General features: G+C 45.7%; 23 protein-coding genes. 20 read left to right on the top strand and 3 right to left on the bottom strand.

What is annotated here, in order from left to right:
* Nucleotides 1–3 precede the first annotated feature (3 nt).
* The 3 genes from ACYQ0Y_RS03020 to ACYQ0Y_RS03010 all read left to right on the top strand — a co-directional run bounded on the left by ACYQ0Y_RS03020 (nt 4) and on the right by ACYQ0Y_RS03010 (nt 4,017).
* The gene (locus tag ACYQ0Y_RS03020; protein WP_407882550.1) at nt 4–855 is read left to right on the top strand and encodes a methyltransferase domain-containing protein; all 852 of its coding nucleotides are present in this window, start codon (nt 4–6) and stop codon (nt 853–855) included.
* A gap of 250 nt (nt 856–1,105) precedes the next feature.
* Nucleotides 1,106–1,618: a tRNA (cytidine(34)-2'-O)-methyltransferase gene (locus tag ACYQ0Y_RS03015; protein WP_407882549.1), complete on the top strand. Its 513-nt coding sequence runs from the start codon at nt 1,106–1,108 to the stop codon at nt 1,616–1,618.
* Between the two features lie 32 nt (nt 1,619–1,650).
* Nucleotides 1,651–4,017 carry an FtsK/SpoIIIE family DNA translocase gene (locus ACYQ0Y_RS03010; RefSeq protein ID WP_407882548.1) on the top strand — a complete coding sequence of 789 codons (2,367 nt, stop codon included), beginning with the start codon at nt 1,651–1,653 and terminating at the stop codon, nt 4,015–4,017.
* A gap of 226 nt (nt 4,018–4,243) precedes the next feature.
* On the opposite strand, the gene ACYQ0Y_RS03005 is transcribed toward ACYQ0Y_RS03010, so the two are convergent.
* Complete coding sequence (locus tag ACYQ0Y_RS03005; RefSeq protein ID WP_407882547.1) at nt 4,244–4,366, bottom strand: DUF4044 domain-containing protein; 123 nt, start codon at nt 4,364–4,366, stop codon at nt 4,244–4,246.
* A gap of 77 nt (nt 4,367–4,443) precedes the next feature.
* Complete coding sequence (locus tag ACYQ0Y_RS03000) at nt 4,444–5,400, bottom strand: magnesium transporter CorA family protein (RefSeq protein ID WP_407882546.1); 957 nt, start codon at nt 5,398–5,400, stop codon at nt 4,444–4,446.
* 129 nt (nt 5,401–5,529) lie between these two features.
* Between ACYQ0Y_RS03000 and ACYQ0Y_RS02995 the strand changes: the two genes are divergently transcribed.
* The 16 genes from ACYQ0Y_RS02995 (at nt 5,530) to ileS (ending at nt 23,122) form a co-directional block, all read left to right on the top strand.
* A complete protein-coding gene (locus ACYQ0Y_RS02995) occupies nt 5,530–5,901 on the top strand; it encodes a DUF3397 family protein (protein ID WP_407882545.1) in 372 nt (123 codons plus the stop codon).
* 243 nt (nt 5,902–6,144) lie between these two features.
* A complete protein-coding gene (mraZ, locus tag ACYQ0Y_RS02990; protein ID WP_407882544.1) occupies nt 6,145–6,576 on the top strand; it encodes a division/cell wall cluster transcriptional repressor MraZ in 432 nt (143 codons plus the stop codon).
* A 47-nt stretch (nt 6,577–6,623) separates the two neighbouring features.
* A complete protein-coding gene (gene rsmH, locus ACYQ0Y_RS02985; protein WP_407882543.1) occupies nt 6,624–7,565 on the top strand; it encodes a 16S rRNA (cytosine(1402)-N(4))-methyltransferase RsmH in 942 nt (313 codons plus the stop codon).
* Nucleotides 7,566–7,637: 72 nt separating this feature from the next.
* Nucleotides 7,638–8,021, top strand: coding sequence for a cell division protein FtsL (ftsL, locus tag ACYQ0Y_RS02980; RefSeq protein WP_407882542.1), 384 nt, complete (start codon nt 7,638–7,640; stop codon nt 8,019–8,021).
* A complete protein-coding gene (locus tag ACYQ0Y_RS02975) occupies nt 8,021–10,186 on the top strand; it encodes a penicillin-binding transpeptidase domain-containing protein (RefSeq protein ID WP_407882541.1) in 2,166 nt (721 codons plus the stop codon). Before ftsL ends, ACYQ0Y_RS02975 begins: the two co-directional genes overlap by 1 nt.
* Before the next feature lie 31 nt (nt 10,187–10,217).
* The gene (mraY, locus tag ACYQ0Y_RS02970) at nt 10,218–11,186 is read left to right on the top strand and encodes a phospho-N-acetylmuramoyl-pentapeptide-transferase (protein WP_407882540.1); all 969 of its coding nucleotides are present in this window, start codon (nt 10,218–10,220) and stop codon (nt 11,184–11,186) included.
* A gap of 74 nt (nt 11,187–11,260) precedes the next feature.
* Complete coding sequence (gene murD / locus ACYQ0Y_RS02965) at nt 11,261–12,643, top strand: UDP-N-acetylmuramoyl-L-alanine--D-glutamate ligase (protein ID WP_407882539.1); 1,383 nt, start codon at nt 11,261–11,263, stop codon at nt 12,641–12,643.
* On the top strand, nt 12,640–13,761 hold the full coding sequence (murG, locus tag ACYQ0Y_RS02960; RefSeq protein WP_407882538.1) for an undecaprenyldiphospho-muramoylpentapeptide beta-N-acetylglucosaminyltransferase: 1,122 nt from the start codon (nt 12,640–12,642) through the stop codon (nt 13,759–13,761). Before murD ends, murG begins: the two co-directional genes overlap by 4 nt.
* Before the next feature lie 371 nt (nt 13,762–14,132).
* Nucleotides 14,133–14,714, top strand: coding sequence for a cell division protein FtsQ/DivIB (locus tag ACYQ0Y_RS02955; protein ID WP_407882537.1), 582 nt, complete (start codon nt 14,133–14,135; stop codon nt 14,712–14,714).
* A 199-nt stretch (nt 14,715–14,913) separates the two neighbouring features.
* Complete coding sequence (gene ftsA, locus ACYQ0Y_RS02950) at nt 14,914–16,254, top strand: cell division protein FtsA (protein ID WP_407882536.1); 1,341 nt, start codon at nt 14,914–14,916, stop codon at nt 16,252–16,254.
* Nucleotides 16,255–16,273: 19 nt separating this feature from the next.
* Entirely contained in the window at nt 16,274–17,566 is a 1,293-nt protein-coding gene (gene ftsZ, locus ACYQ0Y_RS02945) for a cell division protein FtsZ (RefSeq protein WP_407882535.1), read from the top strand.
* Nucleotides 17,567–17,683: 117 nt separating this feature from the next.
* Entirely contained in the window at nt 17,684–18,106 is a 423-nt protein-coding gene (locus tag ACYQ0Y_RS02940) for a cell division protein SepF (RefSeq protein WP_407882534.1), read from the top strand.
* Between the two features lie 39 nt (nt 18,107–18,145).
* On the top strand, nt 18,146–18,418 hold the full coding sequence (locus tag ACYQ0Y_RS02935; RefSeq protein WP_407882533.1) for a YggT family protein: 273 nt from the start codon (nt 18,146–18,148) through the stop codon (nt 18,416–18,418).
* Between the two features lie 21 nt (nt 18,419–18,439).
* Nucleotides 18,440–19,228 (top strand): YlmH family RNA-binding protein, encoded by a 789-nt coding sequence (locus ACYQ0Y_RS02930; RefSeq protein ID WP_407882532.1) that lies wholly within the window; start codon nt 18,440–18,442, stop codon nt 19,226–19,228.
* Nucleotides 19,229–19,295: 67 nt separating this feature from the next.
* The gene (locus tag ACYQ0Y_RS02925; protein WP_407882531.1) at nt 19,296–19,994 is read left to right on the top strand and encodes a DivIVA domain-containing protein; all 699 of its coding nucleotides are present in this window, start codon (nt 19,296–19,298) and stop codon (nt 19,992–19,994) included.
* 338 nt (nt 19,995–20,332) lie between these two features.
* Nucleotides 20,333–23,122: an isoleucine--tRNA ligase gene (gene ileS, locus ACYQ0Y_RS02920; protein WP_407882530.1), complete on the top strand. Its 2,790-nt coding sequence runs from the start codon at nt 20,333–20,335 to the stop codon at nt 23,120–23,122.
* An 87-nt stretch (nt 23,123–23,209) separates the two neighbouring features.
* On the opposite strand, the gene ACYQ0Y_RS02915 is transcribed toward ileS, so the two are convergent.
* Nucleotides 23,210–23,458, bottom strand: coding sequence for a helix-turn-helix domain-containing protein (locus tag ACYQ0Y_RS02915; RefSeq protein ID WP_407882529.1), 249 nt, complete (start codon nt 23,456–23,458; stop codon nt 23,210–23,212).
* Nucleotides 23,459–23,861: 403 nt separating this feature from the next.
* Here ACYQ0Y_RS02915 and ACYQ0Y_RS02910 point away from each other — a divergent pair, with 403 nt between their 5' ends.
* Nucleotides 23,862–24,098, top strand: a complete 237-nt coding sequence (locus tag ACYQ0Y_RS02910; RefSeq protein ID WP_407882528.1) for a cold shock domain-containing protein — start codon at nt 23,862–23,864, stop codon at nt 24,096–24,098.
* Nucleotides 24,099–24,109: the final 11 nt, after the last annotated feature.

Below are 24,109 nucleotides of genomic sequence, written 5' to 3'. Positions count from 1 at the left end.
ATTATGAAGAAAATCGATTGGGGCGCCCAGTTTGTGGCACAACATTTGTCACTATTTGCCTGTCCAGTATGTCATCAGCCTTATCAACATGTCGAAAATCATACGGTTAGCTGTGCAAACGGTCATTCCCTAGATTTTAATCGGCGCGGGAGTCTATACTTTTTGCCGCATGCGGTCACAACCGAATATGATTCAGCTATGCTGGCTGCTCGGCGCAAAATGTTGACGGCAGGGCTGTTCCAGCCATTGGTGAAAGCGATTAATGATCAGCTGCCTACTGGTTCTCAAACAATCCTCGACGTGGGCACTGGTGAGGGGACGCCGCTGGCACAGCTGGATGAGCTTCGACAGCAAACCGACGATACATTGATCGGCTTTGACCTGTCAAAAGATGGCATCAACTTAGCAACTCAATTAACAACAAAGGCATTTTTTTGTGTCGCTGATTTGGCTAAGTTACCCTTTACAAATCAGCAGTTTGACGCTGTGATCGAGCTTTTTTCACCCTCTGCTTATAGTGAATTTGAGCGAATTTTAAAACCAGGCGGGCGGATTGTTAAGATCGTGCCCAATCGTGACTATTTGGTAGAACTACGGCACGCACTTTATGAACCAGCAGCCCCGCAGTTTCAATACGATAATCAGCGAGTAGTGGCTTTATTTAAGGAACACTATCCATTGATGACCGTGACACCGATTCATTATCAATTTGCGATTGGGCCGGATAAAATCGCAGATATGATGGCGATGACGCCACTAAGTTGGGGGAGCGACGATTTGCATCGGCAGACCTTATTAACCCGCCCAGTGACAGCTGTTACCGTGGATGTGAGTGTCTTGACTGTTCGAGTGTAATGGGGCGACTTTGCCTATTATTGGTCGATACCAAAGCGAATGTAGTGCGGTAGACTGGGATTTTCGGTATTGCCTGAATAGTGGTGAAGTGATAGGATGCTTATGGAATCATTTGATCGTCGATATCGTCCTTATCGGCGTTAGTGGCGGTCAGATTCGGACTTCATTAACGTAGCGTCTCGCTGTATGCTAATACCGAGATGACTGCGTTTTTATTTTCAAATTAATTGACAGAGTAAGGAGACTGCTTGTGACGAATCACATTGCTTTATTTGAACCATTAATGCCGGCCAATACAGGCAACATTGCGCGGACTTGTGCGGGTACGGATACCGCCTTACATTTGATTAAACCGCTGGGCTTTTCAACGGATGATGCCCATTTAAAACGAGCTGGGTTAGACTATTGGGATAAAGTTGACATCACTTATCATGACAATCTGCCAGCCTTTATGGCAGCAATTCCAGCTAACGACGAACTTTTTCTCGTTTCTAAATTTGCTCAAAAAACATATGTTGACCCGGATTATACCAATGCTGATCATGATTATTGGTTTTTATTTGGTAAAGAAACGACTGGTCTACCGGAACCGTTCATGCGGCAACATCCAGACCAAGCGATTAGGATTCCCCAAGATGATCGGCACATTCGTGCCTTGAATCTTTCAAACTCGGCCGCTATCGTTATCTATGAAGTGATGCGTCAGCAGCAATTCAATCATTTGGAACAAACGCACTGGTATCCAAATGATAAATTGAAATAAGTCGAATTAAAGGCAATGAGAGGAGGCCTCTTTTGACGGCACGAAAAAAAACAGCTCGCCGATCGCCACGTTCATCACCCAAAAAACGACCATCGTCCAGAAAGCCAACAAGTCATAAAACAGTTTCGGTATATAAATGGCACATATTCGGTTTCACCATCGCGTTTTTGGCTTTATTAGCTGTGCTTCGATTAGGGGCAGCAGGGATCTTTTTTGCCAATGTGTTGGCCGTCCTAGTCGGGAATACAAATCAGTTTGCGGCAATCCTAGTTTTGATCGTCGGCGCGATCTTGATGGTAACTGGTCAGTTGCCACGAATACCGAAAAAGCAATGGAGTGGCGGCAGTCTAGTTTACTTAGGTCTGTTATTGTTCGATCATCTGCGCTTATTTATTGCTTTAAACTATCATGCGCACTTTGCAGCACTAACTTGGGGCATGATTGGTGATAATTTCAAGGCTGGCACGCTGACAACTGATGTCGGTGGTGGGATGATTGGGGCGTACTTATATGAAGTAACGGAGCGCTTAACGGCCAATTTAGGCACCGCGATTTTATCGGCAATCCTTATCTTTGTCGGTGGATTACTTTTGTTTAATATTCCCTTTGCGACTGTCGGCAACGGTTTACAGAATGGCTGGCGCCGGCTAATTCGCGGGTTAAAATGGTGCCAAGGCTGGTTGAGTCACTTTATTCATCAGGCGGTGTCTACCACGGCAACGCCTGACCAACCGGTTGCTAAGCCGTCATCGCAATCACCTGATCATGATTTGCCGGTAGCTGGCGAATCTATGGCCGTCAGACCAGTCGAAAAGCCAACCAGGCCAGTCGATGGGTCACCAAAAACAACGACGGTAATAAGTCCACAACCACCAAAAATCACCGTTGCCGCTGATCAAGCGGCATCTGAGCCGACGGTTGCTCAAGAAGCGTTAGACTTAGGCGATCCAACGGCTGATTTAAGTGATTATCAGTTGCCAACTGCTGCGTTACTGACGAAAATCCCTCCCACCGACCAAACGAACGAGCTTAATGCGATTGAGTTGAATTCCCAAACCTTGCAACAAACGTTAGCAAGTTTTGGAGTCGAAGCAGAAGTCAAAAATGTTAATTTGGGTCCCTCTGTGACGAAATATGAATTACATCCGGCGATCGGGGTCAAGGTTTCAAAGATCGTTAATTTAGCCGATGATCTAGCTTTGGCATTAGCAGCGAAAGACATTCGAATTGAGGCGCCAATACCTGGTAAATCGTTGATTGGAATTGAGGTGCCTAATCGCGAAATCTCAACAGTCAGTTTTCGTGATGTGGTCGAACATGAACCAGCCCATCCCAATCATGTGCTAACCGTACCGTTAGGGCGTGACGTGACGGGTAATATTGTGATGTGTGACCTCACGAAAATGCCCCATTTGCTGATCGCTGGGTCCACCGGATCCGGTAAATCTGTGGCGATTAACGGCATTATTACGAGTTTGTTGATGCAGGCCAAACCTGATCAAGTTAAGTTCATGCTGATTGATCCAAAACGAGTGGAATTGTCCGTTTATAATGATATTCCACACTTGCTGACTCCAGTAGTCTCTGAACCCAAGCGAGCTGCCAAAGCTTTGCATAAGGTTGTGGACGAAATGACGCGACGCTACGAGTTGTTTGCTAATTTTGGGGTGCGTAATATTGATGGCTATAACAAACTCGCTGAACAAAATAATGCGACGAGCGATGTGGCCCAGCCGAAATTGCCCTATGTTGTCGCTATCGTGGATGAATTGGCCGACTTGATGATGACTGTTTCTTCTGAAGTGGAAGATGCAATTATCCGAATTGCCCAAATGGGGCGGGCTGCCGGTATTCATATGATTCTCGCCACTCAACGACCGTCGGTTGATGTTATTACAGGCTTAATTAAAGCTAATGTGCCTTCACGTATCGCATTTGCTGTGTCAAGTGGTATCGATTCCCGAACGATTTTAGACAGCAATGGTGCTGAGAAGTTATTGGGCCGTGGTGACATGTTGTATCAGCCAATTGATCAAAACAAACCGACTCGTGTTCAAGGCGAGTTTATTTCGGACAAGGACGTCGCGGCCGTGGTTAGTTTCATTAAAGATCAGCAAACTGCTGAGTATGATGACAAAATGGTGGTTAGCGATGCCGAGATAAACGACTCGGACGATGGTGCGCAAGGCGATGATCTCGATGAATTGTATGATCAGGCAGTGACGTTTGTACAAGAACAGCAAAAAGCCTCGACCTCATTATTACAGCGTCGTTTTCGAATTGGTTATAATCGAGCGGCACGCATGATTGATGATATGCAGGCGCGTGGCATTGTCGGCCCTGCGGATGGCTCTAGGCCACGGCAAGTCTATCAACAGCCGCCAAGCGACCAAGCTTAATTAATTGTCAGCCGATAAACTGGTTGAAGTGGAACCTGACTTCGAGTTGAAAGTGAGCAAAAAAATATGTCCGTCTTCTGAAATTTCGGAAGACGGACATATTTTTTAGCGGTGTAATAAAACTTCAAGGTTCGTTTCACTCAGCTTCCTTTACGCTTGGGTGGAAAGTGCCTGGCCCTGGAGCGAGTTAGCTTAAAAGCTCAATCCGTGATCAATCATGGGTTATTTAAAAAAGATTGAGGGGTTGCAGGGCTGCAAGAACGACACCACCGAGGGTCAAGACGATCATCACCCAAACCACGATCATGGTTAATTTTTCAAATCCACTACGTTTCTTTTTTCCCCGCATAACAATCAATCGCTCCTTAAAAAATTTATCTTTTATGGTAACGTGTTCCTGCTCAAAGTACAAGCCCGTTTACCAGATTAAAACCAGTTTCGGCGGCGCAACATGGCCGCCGTGATCAAAGAAGCCACAATGATGATGCTCATCACAAAAGCAAAAGCGTGTGCGGCATGGGCGAATGGTAAGGCAACATTCATACCGTAAATACCGCCGACAATGGTAGGAATTGTCATGATCAACGTCACGGAAGTAAGTAGTTTCATCACTTCGTTAAGATTGTTAGATACCACGGCTGAAACCATGTCACTATACTGAGCTAAAATGCTGCTCTGAATGGTGGTCATTTTTTGTGCCTGATCAGTTTCATTTAAAATTTGTGCCAGTAGCTCTTGGAAATGAGGGCCATTAAAATAATCCGGCGCTGCAGCGATTGCTTTTAAGACTGGTCGATTATCGGACAGGGCACTTTTAAATAAAACAAGTGACTTTTGCATCGCCATGATCTGATAAATTTGGTCATTATCCGTGGCAGTCGTGAGACTGCGTTCAAGGCGCTTTGTTTCTTGTTCACTTAAAGTCAGGGCATGAACGAATGCGTGCGCAATGTACCAACCGAAGCGCAGCACGAAATCTTGACGATCGGTAAGATCAAGATTCTTCGACCCTGTGTTCATGATGAGGTCATGAATAAAACTGGCTGGTTGATTTGCAATGGTAATGACTGCAGAGTCAGTTAGGATGAATGAGAATGGCCACGTCGCAAAGCTTAAATAACCGAGTGGACTTGTTGCATACTTGGGAAATTGTAAAAGTAGATGGAGGGGACGCTGGGGGCGAGCTGGATCAATGCCATCGACACGGGAGCTTTCACGATTATCTAAAATCGCGGAAATATCGGTTTCAGGAAAATCATAGCGGTCGGCAAGAAATTTAATTTCTGCGTGGGTCGGTTGCACCACGTTAATCCAGCAATCGGTGGTGGGTGCATTAACGGATACCAGTCGACCGGCGTTGTCGTTCTCGTAATAATCAATCATAATTGAGTCCTTTTTAGGGTGGGCCCCTGGTTCATTGTTAAGATGGAGTAAATGCTCATTGACCACGTCATTCTAGGCGTTTTACCAATGCATTTCAAACTCGGTTCAAGTATACTAAGTGGCAGTTAATTGAAAAAAGAAGGTGCTCCCTTGGTTAATCAAGTCATTATCCCGGTGCTATTGTTAGTCGTGATTTACGTGGCATTATTGGCACTTAGACGGATCACGCATCGCTTCTGGCCGTCCTTTATCCATCCGCTGGACGGTTTACTGCCCGCGTTAATCATCTTAAGTGCGTTACAAATTAACCGTCAAACGGTAATGCCTGTTTTATTATGGATTGTGATGTTGTGGTTGGTAATCGGCCTATTGCTTAGCTGGCGGACATTTCAAGGACGTCACCCGATTCCGTACGGGCAATTTGCCTTGCTTTACTGGCGGGTCAGTGACCTTTTTTGGATTGTGATTTATGGTTTGAGTACAGCTTGGTTATTAATTTGAATTAAATATAGCAATCGAATGTCCCACCATTCACCACCGATCAGTTCGTGACAATAAATCCCGTTGTCACGGACTTTTTTTGTATAAAAATTTAGAAACGGTAACAAAATGTCGATATTTTTGGAATGAAGTGGTAGGAAGTGGGGGATTGTGGTAATATTTTTTATAGCGAGAGTAGGCGGACGCTAACCCTAGATTTTTAGCGGGTTTGTATGGAATAGTCGCAAGGGAGGTGAGCTACCAATGTTCATGGGTGAATTTCAGCATAACGTGGACGATAAAGGGCGGCTTATCATTCCAGCCAAATTTCGTAATCAGCTTGGTGATCAATTTATGGTGACACGTGGTTTGGATGGGTGCCTGTTTGGTTATCCCATGGCACAGTGGCAGGCCTTAGTTGATAAGACGCAAGCGTTGTCCTTAACCAAGCGTGATGCTCGGGCCTTTGCTCGTTTTTTGTTTGCTGGTGCCACTGAATGTGAGTTCGATAAACAGGGCCGTATTAATATTCCTGGACCATTACGCGAACATGCAAAGCTGGATAAAGCCTGTGTCATTGTCGGCGTTTCAGAACGGTTTGAAATTTGGTCGGCGTCCCAATGGGTTCAATATAACGAACAAACAGGTGCCAATATTGATGAAATTTCCGAAGCAATGGGTGATTTCGACTTCTAGGCAATTATTTTAAAACGATGCTTATCGTTAGAGAGGTGGTTAATCACATGGCAGAATTTGAACATGTAACAGTGCTGTTAAATGAAGCAGTTGCTGGATTAGCCATCAAGCCAACGGGCGTGTATGTCGATTGCACTTTGGGTGGTGGCGGGCACTCAGCTAAAATTTTGGAACAATTAACCACCGGTCATCTCTTTGCTTTAGATCAGGATGAAACTGCATTGGCATATAATCGCGAACATTTAGCCACCGCCATCGATCAACATCGTGTCACACTAATCAAAGCGAATTTTCGTGATTTAACGGCAGTATTGACGGATCATGATGTGCATCAAGTTGATGGTATCTTGTATGATCTGGGAGTCAGTTCGCCGCAATTTGACGACGCCAAACGTGGTTTCAGTTATCGTCTTGATGCACCGTTAGATATGCGCATGGATCAGGAACAATCGTTAAGCGCGATGACCGTGGTCAATGAATGGTCTTATCAGGATCTGGTTCGTATTCTATATCGATATGGTGAAGAAAAATTTGCGAAGCCAATTGCCAGACATATTGAGCAACAGCGCGCCCAAGCACCGATTACCACGACTTTGCAACTAGCAGAACTTGTTAAAACGGCGATTCCGGCTGCTGCTCGGCGTCATGGCGGTCATCCCGCCAAGAAAACCTTTCAAGCAATTCGGATTGCAGTCAATGATGAATTAGGCGCATTAGAAGCTTCATTGGAGCAAGCCTTAGCCTTACTCAAGCCAGGCGGCCGGATTAGTTGTATTACATTTCAGTCACTGGAGGACCGTCTCGTCAAGACAATGTTCCGTGAGCAAACGTCTTTACCGGAGTTGCCTGCGGGATTACCGGTGATTCCGGAAGCGGTCAAACCGAAATTTCATCTTGTGACCAAGAAGCCAATCGAAGCAACTGCTGCAGAATTAGCGACCAATCATCGAGCACATAGTGCCAAGTTGCGAATTATCGAGCACAACTAAGCGATTGATCGGTTGACGATTGTTTTAACATTTATGATCACTGTCAATACATAGGTAAGGATGTATGTGAATATGGCTCAAAATCTTGCACAAACTCAACCACGATTAAATCCGGATGTCGTGACGGCTCGGCCACAAACTCAGCCCAGGGCACAACCTGCCAGTAAGGCGAAAACGCACGGACTACCCATTTCAGGATTTGAAATCGTATTAGCAGCAATTTGTGGTATTGTAATTGTATGTTTTGCGGTGAATATCATTCATTCGCGCATTGCGATTACAAATGCGCAGAGCAGCTTACAAACGACGCAGACGCAACTCAAGCAGGTTAATAATGCCAATGCGTCGGCCACTCAAGAAATCAGCGAACTCTCCAGTCGCTCACGTCTTGATGCCGTTGCGGCCAAGCATGGGCTGACTTTAAACAGCCAAAACATAAGGAATGTTAGCAAATAATGAATAAAGATCCTAAGCGAATGTCCAGTTCAGATAGCACCCGTCGTAATCGGCAACATTTTGGTAATGCATTGTTGATTGCCACCATGGCGGTGTTTCTGTTATTGGGCATTCGTTTTGTTTACATTGCTGTGGCAAAGCAAGTGCAGCATGTCAGTTTATCCAAACAAACGCAGGCATTGTACACGGAACAGCAGACAGTGCACGCGAAACGAGGCACAATTTTTGACGCGGATGGGAATCCAATTGCAATGGATACCAACACGTACACGGTCTATGCCGTCTTGAATAAGAGCCAGGTTTCAATGTCAGGCAAGCCACTTTACGTGACAAATAAAGCTAAGGTAGCTCAAGTATTGAGTAAAGCGCTGCATGTGGATGAGCAGCAAATTATGAAGGCATTGAATCCGGAAAGTAAGGGTGCCTTTCAGGTGGAATTTGGTGCGGCTGGGAAGAACCTATCAATTGCGACCAAGCAAACCATCGAAAAGGCTCATTTAAGTGGGATTGATTTCACGACGCAAAGTGCGCGGCTCTATCCAAATGGGACATTTGCGAGTCACTTAATTGGCTATGCACAACCCACAACGCTTGCCAATGGAGCTAGTTCATTGGTTGGAAAAATGGGCATTGAGCAACAACTTAACCGTCTGTTGACCGGTACCAATGGGGTTAAGCAGCTGAAACACGACTCTCAAGGAAATACATTGCCTAATTCTCAGCGGAACCCTCGCAAAGTCAAGAATGGGGATAATGTTTATACGACTTTGAACCCTGATTTGCAGAATTTGTTGGAAAATCAAATGCAAATTTTATACAGTAAGTTGCAGCCAAAGAACATGGTAGCCATCTTAATGGATACCAAAACGGGGGCCATTCTAGCGGCGACGCAACGGCCAACTTTTAATGCGTCAACGATGCAAGGATTAAGTGATGAATGGAATGATTTACTGGTTTCTGATCCGTATGAACCTGGATCGACAATGAAGGGAATTTCATTGGCGGCGTCCATTGACTCAGGTCATTTTAACGGTAATGCGACCTACCAATCAGGACGCTATCAAATCGGGGATTCAATTGTTCCAGACTGGAATCCGGCTGGTTGGGGCGTAATCACTTATTCGAAAGGATTTGATCTTTCTAGTAACGTTGCGATGGCCCATTTGGAACAACAAATGGGTGCTAGCACTTGGCAAAAATACATTAAGCGATTCAAATTTTTAAAGTCCACCAATAGTGGTCTGCCTGGTGAAGCGGCCGGCAGCATGCAGTTTGCTCAGCCGATTGAACAAGCTAATACGGCTTTTGGCCAAGGAATTACAGTAACACCGATGCAGTTGATGCAAGCCTATACTGCCATTACTGGCGATGGTACGATGATTAAGCCATATTATATTCGCAAGATTGTGGATCCTAATACTGGTAAAGTTGTCCAGCAAGGTAAACGGACGGTCGTTGGGCATCCGATCAGCGCGGATACCGCCAAACAGGTGCGTTCGCATATGACGGACTACGTTTATAAATCATATGGAATGGGAAAAGACTTCAAAATCTCTGGCTATAAAGTGGCCGCCAAAACAGGCACGGCTCAAGTGGTTGGCAGTAATGGACAATATATGGATGGCATGGATTCGACATTGAATTCTGTCATTGGCATGGTGCCTGCTAGTAACCCCCGCTATCTCATGTATGTCACAGTAAATCAACCTAAGCAGGTGCCTGAAAAGACCATTACCCAGTGGGAAAATGATGTCTTTAGTCCAGTCATGACTGCTGCTTTGGCCATGAATAAACACACAGCTCTACCTAGCAAGGCGACGACAGCAACCATTCCTAAATTGACTGGTAAATCTGTTGATGAGGCAAAACAAGCACTCACTGATGAATCGATGACTCCGATTGTGGTTGGTGATGGCGCGAAAATTACGGCACAGTTGCCGACTGCTGGTAGCCAATCATTAACCAACCAACGCGTCTTCTTACGAGCTGGTGATAATATGACGATGGTGGATATGACTGGTTGGTCGATGGGCGATGTTTTACAGTTTGGCAAGTTAACTGGGATTTCAATTCGAACGTCAGGGAGCGGGTTCGCCAGCGCACAAAGTTTGCCAGCCGGGAAAACTTTGCAGGCAAATGAACCAGTCACCGTTAAGTTCAAATAAAGAGAATGTTTTGAAAGTAGGGTAATTAAGTATGCAACTAGGTTTGTGGATTGGTTCATCGGGAATGGCATTTGTCATCACAGCTTTATGCTTACCGGGCTTAATTCGGTATTTTCGCGCACACGGAGAAGGCCAAACAATTTGGGAAAAAGGCTTGAGTTGGCACGAAAAGAAGAACGGAACGCCGACGATGGGCGGCTTGATGTTTATCGTGGCGACCGTGATTACTGTGCTAGGTGTTGGCCTTTGGCAACGTGTGCTAAATGGTAGTGCTGGGATTTTGCTGTTCACCTTAGTGTTTTATGGTTTATTGGGCATGTGGGACGACTCAATTAAGGTTTTTGAGCGCCAAAATGACGGCCTAAAGGCTTGGCAAAAGATGTTGGGCCAAATCGTGGGGGCCATCATTTTTATGTTAGTCCTAGGTCATGAAGGCTTTTCAACGAGTCTTCACGTACCTTTACTGGGCAATTTGTCATTAGGTGTCGGCTATATTATCTTTGCCATTATTTGGTTGATCGGCTTTTCAAACGCGGTTAACTTAACCGATGGGTTAGATGGCCTAGCAACCGGCTTGTCAATTATTGCTTTCTTCGGTTATGCGTTGATTGCACAGCACCAACATCAAAGCGGGGTACAAATTTTTTGCCTCGCGGTAGTTGGTGCGCTGGTGGCATTTTTGCTCTGGAATCACAAGCCGGCAAAAATATTTATGGGCGATATGGGGTCGTTAGCACTCGGTGGGTCATTAGCGGCAGTTGCCATTTTATTGCACCACGAATTATCCTTGCTTTGGGTTGGCGGCGTGTTTGTAATTGAAACGGCCACTGTCATCATTCAAGTAAGCTACTTTCGCTTAACCCATGGCAAACGCCTCTTTAAAATGACACCCATTCATCATCAATTTGAATTAGATGGCTGGGGAGAATGGCGTATTGATTTAACCTTTTGGGCTGTGGGTGCCTTCTTGGCTGTGACCGGTGTATGGGCCATGTGGTAACCCTGCATTTTTGGTGAATCGGTCGTTAATCACAAATAATTCGATAATTTCGAAAATAGAAAAGAGCGATTTCAGTGAAACAAATCACGACGTATCAGAATCAAAAGGTGTTGGTGTTGGGCTTGGCTAAAAGTGGCGAACAGGCCGCTCGACTCCTTAAAAAGCTAGGCGCTTTGGTTACTGCTAACGACGCCAAGCCATTTGACGATAATCCGGCGGCCAAATCGTTAGTTGACGCAGGTATTCGCGTCATTGCGGGCAGTAACCCATTGTCGTTACTTGATGAAGATTTCGCGTTGATTGTTAAAAATCCAGGAATTCCCTACGATAATTCTTTAATTAAAGCTGCCCAAGCAAGCAACATTCCGATCATTACGGAGGTTGAATTGGCCGCACAGGTCAATGAGGCGCTATTGATTGGCGTGACTGGGACAAATGGCAAGACTACGGTGACGACAATGATTACGCAGATGCTGAATCAGCATCGCACGCTCGGCCAAGCTAAGTTTGCCGGGAATATTGGTGTGCCGGCGACGGAGGTTGTGCAAACACTTGGTAAAGATGATGTGATGGTCACTGAATTATCGAGTTTTATGTTGGCCGGGATTAAGACCTTGCATCCACATATTGCGGTAATTACAAACATGTATACGGCACATACGGATTGGCATGGCAGTCGCGAGGCTTATGTGGCCGCTAAAATGAATATTACCAAGAACCAAACACCAGATGATTTTTTGATTATGAATTGGGATTTACCTGAGCAGCGTCAATTAGCTCAGCAAAGTCGTGCAACAGTTATTACTTTTTCACAAAAAGGCGCACCACAGACAGACGCTTATGTGGCCAATGATCAGTTAATGTGGCGAGGCGAGGTTATCATGCCGATTGATCAACTCGCCGTGCCTGGTGAACAAAACGTGGCCAATGCCTTAGCTGCGTTAGCAGCCGCTAAAATGGCCGGTACCAGTAATGCAGCCATTGCGGACGCACTTCGAGCCTTTACCGGTGTGCGACATCGGCTACAATATGTGATGACCTATCAACAACGACAGGTTTACAATGATTCAAAAGCCACCGATATTGAGGCAACACAGGTGGCGCTTCGAGGCTTTCAACAACCAGTCATTTTGTTAGCCGGTGGCCTAGATCGTGGATTTACATTTGATCGACTCGTACCAGATTTTAAGGCACATGTGAAAGCTGTCGTTTTATTTGGACAGACTCAAGCACTACTCGCCGATGTGGCCAAGCAGGCCGGTATTCAAACGATTCGTTTCGCCAAGGACGCGCCTGCCGCAGTGCCTATGGCTTTTGAATTGAGTGAACCTGGAGATGTGATTCTCTTATCGCCAGCCAATGCGTCTTGGGATCAATTTCCTAGTTTTGAGGTCCGTGGTGACCAGTTTATTGATGCGGTAGAAGCCTATACCAACCAAAAGGAGCAACATGTATGAGACTTATGGTATCCGGAGGTGGCACGGGTGGGCATATTTACCCGGCGTTAGCCTTAATTGATGACTTAAAGCAACATGATCCTAAGGCAGCGATCTGTTATGTGGGCACTCAGCGCGGCTTGGAAAGCAAAATCGTCCCAGCCCGTGGCCTCCAATTTGAGACGATTAAATTACAAGGGTTTTCTCGTTCACTTAATTGGGCGGGATTGAAGACTAATGTTAAAACAGTTCAACTGTTTTTAGCGGGGGTCCGAGATGCCCGCCGGTTGATCAAAGATTTTCAACCGGATGTTGTTGTTGGTACGGGCGGTTACGTCAGTTCGGCGGTTTTATACGCGGCCAGTCGAATGCACATTCCCACGTTAATTCATGAACAGAATTCTGTCGTGGGGGTCACTAATAAATTTCTGTCTCGGTTTGTCGATCAGATTGCGATTGCGTTTGAAGACGCTCGGTCTCAATTTCCAGAACAAAAAGTGATTTTTACAGGTAATCCACGGGCACAACAAGTTGCGGAAGTTAAGAGTCACTTTAGTTGGTCTGAGTATGGTCTAGTTGATAACAAACCAACTTTATTGATTTTTGGGGGCAGTCAAGGGGCTCTGAAAATTAACGCGGTTAGTGTTGCTGCAATTCCAACATTTAACCAACGTGATTATCAAGTTGTTTTTGTTACTGGTCAAAAGCGTTATGAAGACGTTAAACAACAAATTGCCCAAGATCACATTGTACCAGGTGAAAATGTCGTCATTCGCCCATATATCAGCAACATGCCGGAGGTGTTACCTCAAGTTTCAGCGATCGTTGGGCGAGCTGGGGCAACTAGCCTAGCGGAAATCACTGCCTTGGGCCGACCCTCAATTCTGATTCCCAGTCCATATGTAACCAACGATCATCAGACTAAAAATGCACAGAGCTTGGTTAACCAAGGGGCTGCGGAGATGATTAGTGAAGCCCAGTTAACGGCACCACGGTTAATAGCAGTTGTCGACCAATTGATGAATGATCCAAAACGTCAGGCCCAAATGGCGATGGCTGCAAAGAAAATGGGCGTGCCTGATGCCGCTGATCAATTATTGGCCGTCGTGACAGATTTGGCACGCTCGCGTCAACCGTAATTAATGTGGTAAAAAATGGTTAGTTTCGGCAAAATGATTTCATTTAGTTGTGAAAGGAGGCGTCGGTTATCGCTAATCGTGTCATTAATCCCAACGATTCAAATAAACGCCGACGCTTTTTTTCTCGGCGTCATCAAGCTACCAATGATGAAAAAAAGGCCCCGATCAAGCCAATTCAGGCCCAGCCCCCAAAACCGCCGCGACCGGATGCAACTAATCGACATCGACGTCACTTGGTTGGGGGAGTTTTAGCAAGTTTAGTCATATTATTAGGTATCCTCAGCTCCCCGCTGTTTGCGATTCACAGTCTACAGGCCAAACCAACTCAGAATTTAAAGCGTGAACAGATTATAAAAGCGAGTGGGTTGCGAGTGGGGCAGCCATTATGGACGGTTTGGCATCACGATCAGCAATTGTCGAAGGTCGCCAACACCAACAATGATCTGATTAAACAGGTTACCGTGACCACGCACTGGTGGGATGTTCGCTTAGATGCTAAGGAATATTTGCAAGCAGGGAATTTGTTACGGAATGGGAAATATTACCAAGTAATTGAAAATGGCCGCATTTTAAAAACGCCCTTGACCCACCCCACAGCTGGTTATCCGGTCTATAGTGGCTTTAAACACGATGCCACATTTGCCTTAGTCATCCAACAGTACGCAGGTTTGTCGAAAGATATCAAGCGCGGAATTTCCGAAATTGATTTGTCACCAACTAAGGCTAATCCACAACGTTTACACTTATTTATGAATGACGGCAATGAGGTTTACGCTTCGCCTGCTTCGTTCAGAGCAAAGATGAAGTACTATCCAGAAATTGCTGCACAGATGAATGGGAAGGGGATCGTCAATCTTGAGGTCGGTGCTTATTCGTATCCATTTCCGCAACATAAATCAAAATCGAAAACAAAGCATGGAACGACCAATGATCATGTGCAAACGAGTCGATAAGGTAAAAATTTTGCCAAATTTGTTAAAACACCGTCACAACGCGGTGTTTTTTTATTTCGAGGTGCGAAAGCCGCGTTAAGTATGGTAAACTTTTGATAATTGGATGATGGGTGTTAGTCTCGTCATATCAACTAAAAAGAAATAAATTAAAATTTGAACTGATTAGGTAAAATCAGCTACTATGGGAGGTTCCGGTTTGATGGATAACGCGGAAATTTTTGTCGGCTTAGATATTGGAACCACCTCAATTAAAGTGATCGTTGCCGAAAAAAGTAACGGTGAGATGAATGTTATTGGGGCGGGGACACAGCCATCGCGGGGCCTCAGTCGTGGTGTAATTGTCGACATTGATCAGGCTGCCAGTGCGATTCGTGCAGCAGTGAATCAAGCTGAGCAAAAGGCCAATGTCCATATAGATTCTGTTATTTTAGGAATTCCAGCTAATCAACTGAAAATTGAGCCAGCATCTGGGATGGTTGCTGTTGCGGATGGCAATCAAGCGCGTGAGATTACGGATCGCGATGTTCAAAATGTTACCAATGCGGCTTTGCTACAGAGCTTACCGCCAGAGCGGGAAATCATTTCGATCGCGGCGGACGAATTTGTTGTCGATGGCTTTGATGAGATTCAGGATCCACGTGGTATGGTCGGGGTTCGTTTAGAAATGCATGGCACGCTTTACTCTGGTCCGAAAACCATTGTGCATAATGCTAAAAAAGCGGTGATGCAGGCTGGATTACACGTCGCCGATGTGACAGTTACGCCACTTGCACTGGGGCGAACCGTTTTAAATGATGGTGAACAAGACTTCGGTACGGTGGTTATTGATTTGGGTGGTGGTCAAACGACGGCTGCTGTCATTCACGATCACCAGTTGAAATATGCGACTGTCGATCAAGAGGGTGGCGATTTCATCACTAAGGACATCTCAGTGGTGTTGAACACCTCAATGAGTGATGCTGAGCGGCTTAAACGCGACTTTGGTTTTGCCAATGCAGACCAAGCTAATGAAGAAAATCAATTTCCAGTGACCGTTGTTGGTCAGCCTGAACCGGTATCGGTCAGTGAACATTACTTGGCTGAAATTATTGAAGCGCGGGTTCAACAGATTTTTGACACATTGCGAGCCTCATTGGATCAAGTGGGAGCCCTCTCATTACCAGGGGGCATTGTGTTAACTGGTGGCGTTGCAGCATTGCCAGGAATCGTAGAGTTGGCCGAAGATATTTTCGGTGTACGGGCTCGAATCTATGTCCCTGAGCAGATGGGACTGCGGCATCCGCAAAACGCAACGGCGTTGGCCTTGATTAAATATAGTGGTTTGCAAAATGAAACCCAGCGCTTAGTGAAGGATGCGTTGATGGGTGAATTTGTCCCACAAGCCGATGTGACGCCGGTTATTGATGAGCAAACGGCTCGTCGACAAGTGGCTCAAGCAACGCCTACAAATGATCAGACGAGTCAAACAACCGTATCATCGAAAGACAAGAAAAATCGTGTAAGTGGCCTACGGGACTTCTTTCGCAATTTCTTTGATTAAGCAAGTGGAGGAACCATAAATGGAAAATGCAGTGGAACAAGGCCAACCAGTTGGCGCAAAAATTAAGGTAATCGGAGTTGGTGGCGGTGGTAGCAATGCCGTGAACCGAATGATCGACGATAAAGTTTCTGGAGTGGACTTTATCGTGGCTAACACGGATGTGCAGGCTTTAAACGGTAGTAACGCGACGACTAAAATCCAGTTAGGACCTAAATTAACTCGTGGTTTGGGCGCTGGCTCTAATCCAGAAGTTGGTCAAAAGGCTGCTGAAGAAAGTGAAGATGCCTTAGCAGAAGCTTTATCTGGTGCAGATATGATCTTTGTGACCGCCGGCATGGGTGGTGGCACTGGAAACGGGGCTGCGCCAGTGGTAGCACGGATTGCCAAGGAGCAAGGTGCCCTCACGGTTGGTGTGGTGACCCGACCATTTACGTTTGAAGGACCACGGCGGGGGCGTTATGCCGCTGAAGGAATTGCAAACCTAAAAGAAAATGTTGATACGTTAATCATCATTGCCAATAACCGACTGTTGGAAATGGTTGATAAAAAGACGCCAATGATGGATGCCTTTAAGGAAGCCGATAATGTGTTACGTCAAGGGGTTCAAGGTATCTCGGACCTAATCACATCCCCTGGATTCGTGAACCTTGATTTTGCCGATGTTAAAACTGTGATGCAAGATCAAGGGACGGCACTCATGGGCATTGGGGCTGCTTCAGGTGAAAACCGCACGGCCGACGCGACCAAGGCAGCTATTTCTTCGCCATTATTAGAAGTTTCGATTGATGGAGCTGAACAAGTGCTGTTGAACATTACCGGGGGGCCTGATTTGTCCTTATTTGAAGCGCAAACTGCTTCTGATATTGTGGCACAGGCAGCCACAACTGATGTGAACATTATCTTTGGGACGTCCATTGATGAAAACTTAGGTGATGAAGTTCGGGTAACGGTTATTGCCACCGGAATCGATCATAAAAAAGCTGCGCGCCAAGCTGGACAAGCCAATGGACGGAATGTTTTTGAACCACAAGGCGGTCAACCAACCTCGGCCACTTCAGCGGCGCCTGCAGAATCAGCAGGCAATACCGATCCATTTGGCAATTGGGACATTACTCGTCAGCCAACGACAAATAATCGTCCTGCCAGTGAGGCTGACAGTGAGGAATTTGCTGGGGTGGAAAAAACTGATTTCGATGTCTTCAATGCCAATTCATCTGATGCTGCTGCAACTAATGAATCTGCTGAATCAGAGGCTGGTGGGATTGACTTACCACCATTTCTCCGACGTCGCCGACGTAATAATGATCGGTAAGCGGTCACGGAAATTAATTTTAGGATGAACGCGGTCACTCAGCAATCTGAGTGACTTTGTTGTTACCAGTGTGTAGACCGTAGTTAGACCCATCATCCGAGTTGGAAAGGAGCCCACATGGCATTTAGTTTTAGCAACTTTTTTGGGATGGAAGAGACAGATGCGACTGTCAATAATTCGACGGCCTCACAGTCGCCACGACCAACGAGTACTGGTGGTACGCGTCGACCAGCCAAAGTTGTCGACATGGCTGGCCGTTCAGCAATCGCCAACCACATCAGTTTATTTGAACCTCGAATTTATTCGGATGTTAAGGAAATCGCGCAACAGCTACTGGAAAGTCAGGCCGTGATCGTTAATTTTGATAAACTGGATGATCAATCCAGCCGGCGGATGGTCGATTTTTTGACGGGGGCAGTTTTTGCTATCAGCGGGGAAATCAAGCGAGTCGGTGACACGATTTTCCTATGTACTCCGAACAGTTTTGAGGTTTCTGGTGATTTAACAGCCCAATTTGATCAAAATGGGCATAATTTTTGAAAACACTATTGGACAATTAACTGAAATGGAGTCGAATTCGTGATTGCTTTATTATTTACCGTCCTTAATTGGGCCTTTGAGCTGTACACATTTGCTTTAATTGTGTATGTCTTAATGTCTTGGTTTCCAGGTGCGTATGGGACCAGCTTTGGTCGTTTTTTGGGTCGAATTTGCGGCCCCTACCTGCAACTGTTTGATTTTATTCCACCATTGGGTGGGATTAGTTTTGCGCCCACAGTTGCAATTTTGGTCCTGATTTTAGTTCAGTATGGGCTATTTGGGTTATTACAATCAGTTTTATCCGTTTTATAGTTGAGGTTAGGTGCATAGACCATGGTAGCAGACACACAAGTCATTCAACATTTTCGCCCAGAAGAGGCCAGCTTTATTAGCGAGGCCCAAACGTGGATTGCGACAGCAGGTAGTCAGTATCGGCCGTATCTCACTGGTTTCTTAAATCCGCGTCAACTATACATTTTGCAAACGTTAGTCAATGCTGAGGACGGATTGAAAATTCATGCTAACGGCGGCTATCCGAATGCAGAACAACAACGAGCGCTCATTTTTCCGGATTATTACACACCCCAAATTGATGATTTTGAGTTACAGTTATTGGAAATCATCTATCCAACCAAATTTGCTAAATTGCATCATTCTGACATCTTGGGTACACTAGCGAATCTTGGGATTGACACGAGTATTTTCGGTGATATTATCACGGATGGTGGCATTTGGCAGGTCATAGTGGCGGCCTCAATGACCGCGTTTTTTAAAACTCAAGTGGAACGGATTGGCAAAATTAAGGTTCATTTGAGTGAACGTTCGTTAACAGATGCTTTATTGCCACAAGTTGACTGGGAGCAGCTACCGGAATTGGTGACGTCATTACGTTTAGATACAGTCGTCGCTGCGGCCTTTAATCTTTCACGTAATCGGGCCAAGGGACTAGTCGAAGCAGGAAATGTGCGGTTAAATTGGATGACCAATACGCATGCTGATACTGTACTAGAGGCTGATGATATGATTTCGGTTCGGCACTTTGGTCGGGTTCGGTTGGATACATTAAATGGTAAAACTCGTAAAGATAAACTAAAAATCGACTTGTCAGTCGTGCGTCGTTAACTTATGCTTAGAGGTGTATGAAAACGTAAGTTAATTACGGATTTCGTTTCGGATGGAGGAAATCATTATGGCATTAAGCCCAATGGATATTCATAATAAGGAATTCACACGCAAGGGCCGCAACGGCTATGCCGCTCAGGAGGTTGATGACTTTCTGGACGAAGTGATTGCCAGCTATCAACAAGTCTTGAATCAAAATAAAGATCTGCAGGATCAACTGGATAAGGCGAACCATAATTTGAGCCAGTATGACGAGATGAAGAACTCGTTGAACCAATCAATTTTGGTCGCGCAAGAAGCTGCGGATAAGGTTAAGCAGGAAGCTAATAATCAGGCCACAAATGTATCTCGTGAAGCCCAACAACAGGCGCAAGCGGTGGTCGCTGAAGCCCAGGCGAAAGCGGGTCAGATTACTGCTGAAGCCGCCAATAATGCGACGCGGTTGAATAATGAAAGCAATGCACTTCGGGCTGAAACCAAGACCTTCCAGCAACGACTGGCGGCGATGGTCCAAGCACAATTAGATCTGGTTAATTCTGATGACTGGAACCAATTACTTGAACCAACTGGTCTGCAAAGTTATCCTGAATTGCAAGCGGCTATTAACCATAGTCAGCCGACTCATTTGGCGCCAAGCACACCAAGTGAACCAGAGACGCCTGCTGCTCAATCACAGACAGTGGTCATTTTCCCTGATAGTGATCAAGACAGCAACAATTCGGCGGCCAATGATTCGGCGCCGGATTCAGATGCGCCCCAAGCATAATGTCATTGTAGCCACTAAGAACAGCGATTAGCGGGTGTCCGTACAGCGAGCAACCATCTGGTGAGAGGTTAGCCGGCACCATCCGTATAATTGATCCTCTTAGTGTTAGTGTTGACTGAACTCTCAGTAGATGGGAAAGTAGGTGAACCCGGCTCCGACCGTTATCCGGACGATTAAGGAGTTTTGCTGCATTGAATGGCCGGATTTAGCCGACTGTCAAGGCGTTAGCGAAGCTTAAATTTAGGTGGTACCACGTTAACTCGTCCTGAACAGGGACGAGTTTTTTGTTGTTGCGATGAATTTTCAGTCATGATGTCATGAGGAAAGGAAGTTTGTGCATGCGGATTAAGGAAACGCTCAATTTAAATAAGACCGGTTTTCCGATGCGGGGAAATCTTCCCGTTACCGAGCAAGAACGGCAAAACGTCTGGGCAGAAAACAAAGTTTATGAACAACGTCAGAAGTTAAATGAAGGGAAACCCTCGTTTGTGCTGCATGATGGTCCGCCATATGCGAATGGCGATATTCATATTGGTCATGCTTTGAACAAAATTAGTAAAGATATTATCGTTCGTTTCAAGTCAATGAATGGTTTTCGGGCGCCTTACGTTCCTGGTTGGGACACGCATGGATTACCAACGGAACAAGCCTTGACCAACCAGGGTGTGGACCGAAAGTCGATGACGACGGCTCAATTTCGAGAATTATGTCGACAATTTGTTTTAAAGGAAATTGATAAGCAGCGAACTGGTTTTAAACGTCTGGGGGTCGCTGGTGATTGGGATCATCCATACATTACGTTGCAACCCGAATACGAGGCCGCGCAAGTGCGCGTCTTTGGTGAATTTGTTAAAAAGGGCTACATTTTCCGCGGCCAAAAGCCCGTCTATTGGTCATGGTCCTCAGAATCTGCATTAGCAGAGGCTGAAGTCGAGTATCATGATGTGGAGTCACCATCGATCTTCTTTGCGGAACAGGTTAAAGATGGTCACGGCTTGCTAGATAATGACACGTATTTTGTGGTCTGGACGACAACCCCATGGACGATTCCGGCCTCTGAAGGGATTACAGTCTCAGCTTCGTTTGACTACTCAGTCGTTCAGCCAGCTGGTGAAACGCGCAAATTCGTGGTGGCGACGCAATTAGTCAATGATGTGGCGGAAACACTTGGCTGGGAAAACGTGAAAACTTTACAGACGCTCAAGGGTAGCCAATTAGATCAGATGACGGCTAACCATCCATATTACGATCGTGAATTGATGGTCATGAACGGTGGCTTCGTTACTTTAGATGCTGGTTCTGGATTGGTCCACACGGCACCTGGTTTTGGGGAAGATGATTTCAATATTGGAACCAAGTATGGTTTACCAGTTTTTGCTCCCGTCGATGCGCAAGGCAAGATGACCGATGAAGCACCTGGCTTTGAAGGGGTCTTTTATGAGGATGCTAATCAGCTGAGCATGGATAAGTTAGCGGCTAATAACCTGTTGCTGAAGCATATTCCATACGTCCATAGTTATCCATTTGACTGGCGAACGAAAAAGCCAATTATTTTCCGGGCCACACCACAGTGGTTTGCCAGTGTTTCTTCGTTTAGAGATCAAATTCTAGATGCATTAGATGGTGTTAAATTCCAGCCAGAATGGGGCAAACGGCGGTTGTACAACATGATTAAGGATCGTGGTGACTGGGTCATCTCCCGTCAACGAGCTTGGGGGGTACCATTGCCAATCTTTTATGCTGAAGATGGTACGCCGATTATGACCGAAGAAACGATTAACCATGTTGCGGATTTGTTTGGCGAGCACGGTTCTAATTATTGGTTTGAGCATGATGCTAAAGAGTTGCTCCCGGCAGGATTCACATCACCACATTCACCTAATGGCGAATTCACGAAAGAAACTGACATTATGGATGTCTGGTTTGATTCTGGCTCTAGCCATCAGGCCGTTTTGGCTGCCCGACCAGAATTAACGTACCCTGCTGATCTTTATTTAGAGGGTTCTGACCAGTTCCGTGGTTGGTTTAACTCCAGCCTGATCACATCAGTGGCTGTTTCCGGACAAGCCCCATATCGAGGTGTGGTCAGTCAAGGATTTACTTTAGACAAAGATGGTAAAAAGATGAGTAAGTCCATCGGTAATACCATTGCCCCAGCAGACGTTGTCGATAAGATGGGGGCCGAGATTTTACGTCTGTGGGTGGCATCTGTCGATTCTTCTGCCGATGTCCGCGTGTCAATGGATAGCTTTAGTCAAATCTCCGAAAGCTACCGAAAATTACGTAATACCATGCGCTTCATGCTGGCGAACGTGACGGACTTTGACCCAGATCATAACGCGGTGCCGTATGCCGAATTAGCTGGTGCCGATCGCTATTTGCTTAGCCGTTTAAATGAACTTGTGGAAACGATCAAAGCAGATTACGATCGCTATGATTTCATTGCTGTTTACAAGGGTTTATTGGCTTTTGTAACCAATGATCTATCGGCCTTTTATCTGGATTTTGCCAAAGACATTCTTTATATTGACGCGGCTGATTCTCGGACAAGGCGCAGCATGCAAACAGTGTTGTATCAAGTACTAGTGCGGTTGACCAAATTAATGACGCCGATCTTGCCGCATACTAGTGAAGAAATCTGGGGCTTCTTGCATGAGTCAGAGCCTTTTGTGCAATTAGCTGAGATGCCAGCAGTAGAACCTGAATGGCAAGATGAGGCGCTAATTGGTCGTTGGGCAGATTTCATGGCCTTACGTAACGATGTCTTGAAATCCTTAGAGACAGCGCGGGATCAAAAGCTGATTGGCCGACCAATGGAAGCAGCCTTGACGTTATATGTCAGTGAGCATAACGAAAAGATGCTGGCCAATTTGCATAGTAACGTGGCTCAATTGTTGATTGTGTCGCAATTAGATATCAAGCCGTTGGAAGAAGCTACGAGCCAAGCAGATCAGTACGAAGATGTTGCTGTGGTTGTGGAACATGCTGATGGTGAGGTATGTCAACGGTGTCGGATGATTAAAAAAGATGTTGGCAGCGACGACGCTTATCCAATGTTGTGTGCGCGTTGTGCTCACATTGTGCGGACCGAATTCCCAGAGAGCATTAATGACGGACTGGAAAAGTAATCTGATGATGCGTTAAACCGAAGTTAAAAAAAATCCCTCATTTGCCGGTTTGTTCGGCAAATGAGGGATTTTTGAGTACAACCACGATTAGGATTCACTGATGCGCATGGCTGAGCGATGTTGTTCGACAAACGTTTTAGTATAGGCAGTCAAGTCAATGTCAAAAAAATCGGCAATGAAGAAGAGGTTACCCATGGAAACGTTCGTGCCGTTTTCATAACGCGACAACATACCGGCTGACAAATTTAATTGATACCGGTCGTTTAACGCCGCGGCTAACTGGCGTAATGTCAGGTGCTGTTTAAGCCGTTGTTCTCGAAGCATGTCGCTTAACAAGTCAGCCACCTCCAAAAATTCATTGATTATCTGAGTAATGTTTCCAGCGACATATGCATTATACCGACTCCTTTAAAAAACGCAAACGGGCGTGTAGTAAAAGGTTTTATTGGAATAAGTTTTACGAGCAGCCCATGCACTTGGAATACTAGTAGTACCAAGTTGTTATTCATTTATGTGCATAAAACGAGCGCCGCCTTATTATTAGGCTGAACAAAACTAATAGGTGTGGCCCAATCCGGTTACAACCGGTTGTTTTTAAAATAGACGCGCTATTTTTAAATTTTTTCAAAAGATCCTCAAATTGAAGCCGACGCGAATGATCATTAAACGGTTACGACTGGAAAAAAGTTGGGGTTTTGCCTATACTAAAACTCAAGTCACATGTGGAAAGAAGAACAACATGGCAAAGTTAACGGATGGCCGTGAACACGGCATCGTCAAAACATTTGATCAAGAGAAAGGCTTTGGCTTCATCGCAGTAGCAGGCAACCCAGATGTATTTGTCCATTTTTCAGCGATTGAAACACCAGGCTTTAAGACATTAACGCCGGGTGAAACAGTAGAATTTGTTGTTGTGGAAGGGACCCGTGGCCCGCAAGCTGCTAAGGTGACCAAAGTCGAAAATGGCGACCAGTAGGGCAGCCCAGC

It is taken from the genome of Furfurilactobacillus curtus (genome assembly GCF_054657915.1).
The sequence above is the reverse complement of the archived record's forward strand: the minus strand, read 5'-3'. Positions and strand labels throughout refer to the sequence as shown.